This window comes from Rhizobium sp. PRIMUS64, assembly GCF_023006465.1.
Taxonomy (GTDB): Bacteria; Pseudomonadota; Alphaproteobacteria; order Rhizobiales; family Rhizobiaceae; genus Rhizobium; species Rhizobium leguminosarum.
The window spans coordinates 1-6,706 of the sequence record NZ_JALBGX010000222.1; the positions used below are offsets into that span (position 1 = coordinate 1).

A 6,706-nucleotide genomic window follows, 5' to 3' on the forward strand; every position below is an offset into this window, starting at 1 on the left:
GGCGGGCTCCAAGCACGAGCTTTGCGCCGCGCCCGGCCAGCAGCAGCGCCGTGGCTTCGCCGATGCCGCTGCTGGCACCCGTGATTGCAATAACCTTGTCCTTGATATCAGGCATCTTCGTTCTCCTTTGTGCTTTTGAGGATTGCAGGTGCTGCCTGGAGAATCTATGCTGGTTGCTCCATGATTTCGTCGAGATCGTCCAGAACCCATGATCGATCCCTTGTCCGATGTCTTTTCGCTGCTCGAGCTAGAGAGTGCGCGCTGCACACGTTTCGAGGTCGGAGGGCAATGGGCGTTTCGTTTTCCGGCCAAGCCCGCGCTCAAGTTCGTTGCTGTCCTGCGCGGCGCGTGCTCGATCGTTCTGCCGGGTGAGCCGCCATTTTCGCTTGTCGCGGGCGACACCTTCCTGCTTGCCAATGCGCCCGCCTATGTGATCGCCAACGATCTCGATAGGGAGTCGGAGGACGGGATCGCCTTCTTCGACTGGAAGCATTCCAACATCGCCCGGCACGGCGGTGGCGAGACCGCGCTGATCGGCGGCAGCTTCGTCATCGGAGGCGGCAACGCCCGGCTGCTGCTCGACGCGCTGCCGCCGTTCATTCATATCCCGGCCAGCGACCGGGCCGCCGCGCTCCTCAGCACTACGCTCGCAACCCTCGACGACGAACTCGAGGCCGGGCAGATGGGCTCGACGCTGATGACGCGGCGCATGGGCGACATCCTGCTCGTGCAGGCGCTGCGGGCCTATGTGGGCCGGGAGGGTGCTGCCGAAACGGGATGGATCGGCGCGCTGACAAATCCGCAGATCGGCGCGGCGATCAGCCTGATCCACAACAGCCCCGGCCATCGCTGGACGGTCGAGGCGCTGGCGACCCGGATCGGCATGTCGCGCTCCGCCTTTGCGCAACGTTTCAAGGAACTGGTCGGCGTTGCACCCCTCGACTATCTCACGCGCTGGCGCATGCATCGCGCCCGCGAAGCCCTGCGCCGGGAGGATGTCTCGGTCGCCGGCCTTGCCGCGGCACTCGGATATTCCTCCGAAAGCGCCTTCGGAAACGCGTTCAAGCGTGTGTTCGGGCGCGCACCGAAGCGCTACTGGTCGGACGCGAAGGTCGGGTGAGAAGGCTGTTCCGCTTGCGAGGGTTGCTGGGGAATCCTATTGTCCGTCGACAGACCATCGTCCTTGAAGGGGGAGACTTCAATGCCGTCGAGTTTCAATGTCGAAAGTGCTGATGGTTATGAACGGCTGATGGGGCGCTGGAGCAGGAAGCTGGCGCCGATGCTGGTCGACTTCGCCGGTCTCGCGGATGGCGATCGCGTGCTCGATGTCGGCTGCGGCACCGGCAGCCTGGCGTTCACGCTGGCGGAAACGCCGGGTCTGCAGGAGATCGTCGCCGTCGACTATTCGCCGGTTTTCATCGAGGCCGCAACGCGACGCAACACCGATCCGCGGGTCACGATCCGGCAGGCCGATGCCTGCGCGCTTCCCTTCAAGGATAATCGCTTCGACAGGGCGATGTCACTGCTGGTGCTGCATTTCGTGCCGGAGGCGGGAAAGGCGGTGTCCGAGATGTGCCGTGTGGTGCGCCCGGGTGGCGTGGTCGCCGCCGCCGTCTGGGACCATTATGGCGGCATGTCCGGCATGCGGATGATGTGGGATACGGTGGCGATGCTCGACGAAAACGCTCTGCCCCTGCGCCGCAAATATTGTTTCCAGCCGATGATGCGGCCGGGGGAAATGCAGGAGAGCTTCATCGCGCAGGGCCTGGCTGATGTCGAGGAGACCTCGTTGCTGATCCGTATGGAATATCTTTCCTTCGGGGATTACTGGGATCCGATCGCCGCCGGCGAGGGACCGCTCGGCAAATATGTCGCGGGGCTCGACCCGGCGAAGCGAAAAGCGGTCGATAGCGCCGTCAGGGCCGCTTACGAGGCCGGCGAGCCCGATGGGCCACGGTCGTTCGCATCGGTGGCGTGGGCGTGCCGGGGCAGGGTGCCGGGCGGCGGTTAGGTTGGTTGTGATGACCGGCCGTTACGGCCGCATCCGCCTTCCTGCCGATTGGTCTGAGTGCCCGCTCCACTCTCGCTCATTCCTGTGACGAGCACAGGAATGAGGGAAGAGAGGTTGTGGGTTCCCTCTGGCGTCGATGACAAAGGATAGGTGTCGAGGTTCCCATATCGGGGAATGGGAGCGCCCGATGCTGCCGCGCTTCCGCAAGGCAGCGTCGATCACGTAAAACGTGATGGAACTAGGCCAGTATCGCTGACATTATCCCCGCTGTCTCGACTGCGACCGAGCGCTCCCCGCGCAATAGCAGCCCTTGACAGCCACAACCTGCCCGTTTCGGGCACCCCTTCCGACGGCATCCGGAATTGCCCGCCTCGCCGCCGCTTTCGGACGGAGGAATATCAGATGTCCGCTTTGGAAAGCCTGCGCCGGCTGACGCCGCAGCAGCGCAATACCGTCATCGCCAGCTATCTCGGCTGGACGCTCGACGCTTTCGATTTCTTCATTCTCGTCTTTGTTCTCAAATATATCGCCGAGGAATTCCATACCGACGTTCCCGCCGTCTCGGTGGCGATCTTCCTGACGCTTGCCATGCGGGCGCTCGGCGCATTGATCTTCGGGTTGGCCGCCGACCGCTACGGGCGACGCATCACGCTGATGGCCGACGTGCTGCTCTATTCGCTGTTCGAGTTCCTGACGGGCTTTTCCACGGGGCTCACGATGTTTCTTGTGCTCAGGGCGCTCTATGGCATCGCCATGGGCGGCGAATGGGGCGTCGGCGCCTCGCTTGTTATGGAGACGGTGCCGGAGGAAAGCCGCGGCATCGTTTCCGGCATCCTGCAGGCGGGCTATCCCTCGGGCTATCTGATCGCCTCGATCGTGTTCTTCCTGCTCTTCCCGGTGATCGGCTGGCGCGGCATGTTTTTTGTCGGCGCGGTGCCGGCGCTGCTGGTGCTCTACATCAGGCGCAATGTCGAGGAAAGCCCAGCCTTCCTGAAGCGGCAGGCCAAGGGGCGGCGACCATTCCTGTCGGTGCTGCGCGAGAATATTCCGCTGTTCATCTGGGCAGTGCTCCTGATGACGGCGTTCAACTTCTTCAGCCACGGCACGCAGGATATCTACCCGACTTTCCTCGAAACCCAGCGCAACTATTCGAGCTATACGGTCGGCGCCATCGCCATCGTCTACAATATCGGGGCGATCTGCGGCGGGCTGTTCTTCGGCGCACTGTCGCAGCGGATCGGCCGGAAGAAGGCCATCGTCATCGCCGCGCTGATTGCCGTGCCCGTCGCGCCGCTCTGGGCCTATGCGCCCGGGCCGGTGCTGCTCGCCATCGGCGCTTTCCTGATGCAGTTCTTCGTCCAGGGCGCCTGGGGCATCGTGCCGGTGCATCTGAACGAGCTGTCCCCGGACGAGGTGCGCGGCACCTTTCCCGGCTTCGCCTACCAGCTCGGTAACCTGCTCGCCTCGGGCAATGCAACGCTGCAGGCGGGGCTGGCCGCCCGCTGGGACGGCGACTATGCCTATGCGCTCCTGATCGTCGCGGCCGTGGTGGCGTTCATCGTCGCGGCCCTTGCCGGCTTCGGCTACGAGAAGAAGGATGTCCGCTTCGGCACGGAGGAGGCCGAGGGACCGCATGGCGCGATGCGAATCTAGCGCTGCCTGCGGTTATGAAGGCCGGCGGCGATGTCGCCGGCCTTTCCTTGCGGGCTGATATCTGATCGCAGCCGCCCGTTAGGCGCTCACCACGTCGCAGGCGCAGACTCGATCATAAAATGCCTGTCCCCGCCAGACGATGAACGGGAAGAGCCACCAGACCATGGCCGCTATTGTCCAGATGACGTACAACCCAGTCGTACCCTTGTCGGAAGGTATGTATCCGTCGTGGAACATGGCAAGCAATGCGTCGAAGTCTTGCGTCGGATAGATCGGAAACAGCGAGCTTGCGAAAATGGTAGCACTGAAAAGCAAATTCGGGCCGAATTTCAGAATTTCGCGTTTAAGGGCGGAGCCGAGGTTGAGATCTTTCCTATCGATCGATTGCACTCTCAGGAAGAAAACCGCCTTTCCGAATGTGCGACGGCCATTTGCAGAAAAGCAGGCGAAAGCCAGCACGATCAGCCCAATGTTGCCTATGCCGGATATCAAACCGGCATAGGCTGGTAAGGTTTTGGTTACCGGATTGTTGTCTGCGTCTACAGGCATGGTCAGCACTTGAGCTGGCGTCACGTAGTCCCACGGTTCGATCTGAACCGCTACCTGGAGATATCTCTGCTTTCCGAAACCAAGTTGGCGCACTTCGCAGATCTGGTTGGTGCGAAATTCGTTCGGCTTCAACGGCCAACCTGTGTCAACTCTTTTTGCAAGCTGATCGGGCACCTTCTCTGTGCACTCCATGGAGGTCCAACGGGGGAAACGGAAGTCCAGCGAGAACACCGTTGAGATGTAGTGGACTGTTATGAGGATAGCAGCTTGAAAGATGATAACGTCGACGGCAAAGGCCGCGAAGCGCCGCCAGAAGTGGCTCGACGCTAACGTGATGGGTTCCTGCGCCGCAGCTGTATTATCCATGTGCCCCTGTAGATCCGACGCTTTGAATCGTTCCGACGATAAGTACGAATATCCCGGTGTTTAATACAGTGTTTTGCACTCCATCAGGCTCGTAAGCTCTGTTCCCACGCGATTTTACGCTCGGCCGCCGTCTGCTTTTCCGACTCGCGCTTTAGCCGGCCAAGCTGGCCGGTCGCAGCACGGTCATGCTGGAAGGCGAGCCGCCGCGATTCTCGGGCCATCCGGGTCGTCTCGGTGGCGTGACGATATGGCAACCGTCCTCGGGCGTTCCGGGACTTGCCGTCGCGCGGCGGCATGCTAGGTAAGGGCTGCCGGCATCTCCCTGCCGGATCGGTTTTTCCTCCACAGCCCCCGAGTTTCTCCATGTCCTTTTCTCCCGCCGCCGTCTGGCCCGTCGTCATGCTGTTTGCCTCCAACATCTTCATGACCTTTGCCTGGTACGGGCATCTGAAGCACAAGAGCAGCGCGATCTTCCTCGCCATCATCGTCAGCTGGGGCATTGCCTTCTTTGAATATTGCCTGGCGGTGCCGGCCAACCGCATCGGATCGGCGGTCTATACGACGGCTCAGTTGAAGACGATGCAGGAGGTGATCACGCTGATCGTCTTTTCCGGCTTCTCGATTTTCTGGCTCGGCGAGAACCTGACCTGGAACCATGCGATCGGCTTTGCCCTGATCGCAATTGGCGCATCCTTCATCTTCCGTGCATAAACTTTAGCCTTTTCAACAGATTACAAATCGTCCATGTCTAGATATCGCCACATTTCCTACAGATTGGCGTCGCAATCGGCTGGCAGCCTGTCACCTCAAGCATTTCCGGGCACGGAAATGCTCTGGCTTTTGTTTGACGCAATTCCGGACACAAAACCGCGACGCACTTTTGTTGGAATTGCTTAAGCGGTGATCATGAGGTGAACGGCCATGAGCCTGTCTTTCCCAACCATGGCGGCGATCCGGTTCGGTTATGGCTTCCGGCCGGGCGAGGCGCCGCCCAGCAGCAAGGACGAGCTCATCGGCCAGCTGCGCAAGGGGGAGGCGGCGATGCCGGACTTTCCCCTCGGCGGCCCAGACATGCGCCACCAGGCGATTCTCAGCCTGCAGCAGCAGCTCAAGCAGATCCGGCAGGACGCCAAGACGGTGACCGACGATACGACGCAGCGCGAGATCCGCAAAGGGGTGCAGCATCAGGCGCAGCAGCAGTTTCAACATGATGCGAACCTGCGGCTGATGCAGGCGGTGTTGTCGCCGTACGGCTTCTACGAGCGGCTGGCGACCTTCTGGACCGATCATTTCTCCACCAGCGCCAACAAGAGCCTGCCGATGCGCCTCATCGTGCCGCTCTACGAGGCCGAGGCGGTCCGGCCGTTCATATCAGGCAAGTTCGGCGATATGCTGCGCAATGCCACCGCCCATCCGGCCATGCTGATCTATCTCGACCAGGCGGATTCACTCGGGCCGGATTCGGCCGGCGGCATGAAACGCAACAAGGGGCTGAACGAAAATCTCGGCCGCGAACTGCTGGAGCTGCACACGCTCGGCGCCGGCAGCGGCTATAGCCAGGCGGACGTCACGGCGGCTGCCATGGTACTGACGGGGCTCACCATCGACCGCAAGGAGATGGACATTGCCTTCCGGCCAAATATATCAGAACCCGGCTCGCATGAGGTGCTCGGCGTCAGCTATGGCGGGCGCAGGCGCTCGCGCGACGATTATCTCGACATGCTCGACGATCTCGCGCTCCATCCGAAGACGGCGGCGCATATCAGCCGCAAGCTCGCGGTGCATTTCATCTCCGACCAGCCCGACGAGGGGATGGTGTCCGACATGGCCGAAGCCTGGAAGAAAACGGATGGCGACCTCACCGCCGTCTACACTGCGATGCTCGACCATCCCGCCGCCTGGCGCGACGAGGGCGCCAAGGCGCGCCAGCCTTTCGACTACGTCGTCGCCGGCCTGAGGGCTTTGAATGCGGGACCGGTCAACGGCGTCGTCGGCAGTTTCCTGGCCGCCAACCAGCAGGGTACCGACGAGGGCGACATGGCAGCGAACACGCCTGGCATGGCAGGAGCGCCGGTGCCGACGGATCCCGCCGGCGAGGCGAGGGAGAAGCGCCTCAAAGCCTTCCAG

6 protein-coding genes and 1 pseudogene are annotated in these 6,706 nt (G+C 61.9%); 5 read left to right on the forward strand and 2 right to left on the reverse strand.

Annotation, left to right across the window (positions count from 1 at the left end):
* A pseudogene (locus tag MOV76_RS37775) lies at positions 1-115 on the reverse strand (oxidoreductase); the annotation flags it as partial.
* 93 nt (positions 116-208) lie between these two features.
* On the opposite strand from MOV76_RS37775, the gene MOV76_RS37780 reads away from it, so the two are divergent.
* The 3 genes from MOV76_RS37780 (at position 209) to MOV76_RS37790 (ending at position 3,664) form a co-directional block, all read left to right on the forward strand.
* Entirely contained in the window at positions 209-1,120 is a 912-nt protein-coding gene (locus tag MOV76_RS37780; protein ID WP_247266480.1) for an AraC family transcriptional regulator, read from the forward strand.
* An 81-nt stretch (positions 1,121-1,201) separates the two neighbouring features.
* Complete coding sequence (locus MOV76_RS37785; RefSeq protein ID WP_247266481.1) at positions 1,202-2,011, forward strand: class I SAM-dependent methyltransferase; 810 nt, start codon at positions 1,202-1,204, stop codon at positions 2,009-2,011.
* 402 nt (positions 2,012-2,413) lie between these two features.
* Entirely contained in the window at positions 2,414-3,664 is a 1,251-nt protein-coding gene (locus MOV76_RS37790; RefSeq protein WP_193446595.1) for an MFS transporter, read from the forward strand.
* Between the two features lie 78 nt (positions 3,665-3,742).
* Here the strand turns inward: MOV76_RS37790 and MOV76_RS37795 are convergent, their stop codons facing one another.
* A complete protein-coding gene (locus tag MOV76_RS37795; RefSeq protein ID WP_003560332.1) occupies positions 3,743-4,579 on the reverse strand; it encodes an RDD family protein in 837 nt (278 codons plus the stop codon).
* 363 nt (positions 4,580-4,942) lie between these two features.
* On the opposite strand from MOV76_RS37795, the gene MOV76_RS37800 reads away from it, so the two are divergent.
* Together MOV76_RS37800 and MOV76_RS37805 are read left to right on the forward strand one after the other, a co-directional pair.
* Positions 4,943-5,290 carry a DMT family protein gene (locus tag MOV76_RS37800; protein ID WP_003560330.1) on the forward strand — a complete coding sequence of 116 codons (348 nt, stop codon included), beginning with the start codon at positions 4,943-4,945 and terminating at the stop codon, positions 5,288-5,290.
* Between the two features lie 210 nt (positions 5,291-5,500).
* Positions 5,501-6,706, forward strand: a 1,206-nt coding sequence (locus tag MOV76_RS37805) for a DUF1800 family protein (protein ID WP_247266482.1), incomplete at its 3' end; no start/stop codon positions are given.

Bases quoted from the DNA above. Each gene is read 5' to 3' on its own strand.
- MOV76_RS37780 (WP_247266480.1), top strand. From the start codon at position 209: ATGATCGATCCCTTGTCCGATGTCTTTTCGCTGCTCGAGCTAGAGAGT.
- MOV76_RS37785 (WP_247266481.1), top strand. From the start codon at position 1,202: ATGCCGTCGAGTTTCAATGTCGAAAGTGCTGATGGTTATGAACGGCTG.
- MOV76_RS37790 (WP_193446595.1), top strand. From the start codon at position 2,414: ATGTCCGCTTTGGAAAGCCTGCGCCGGCTGACGCCGCAGCAGCGCAAT.
- MOV76_RS37795 (WP_003560332.1), bottom strand. From the start codon at position 4,579: ATGGATAATACAGCTGCGGCGCAGGAACCCATCACGTTAGCGTCGAGC.
- MOV76_RS37800 (WP_003560330.1), top strand. From the start codon at position 4,943: ATGTCCTTTTCTCCCGCCGCCGTCTGGCCCGTCGTCATGCTGTTTGCC.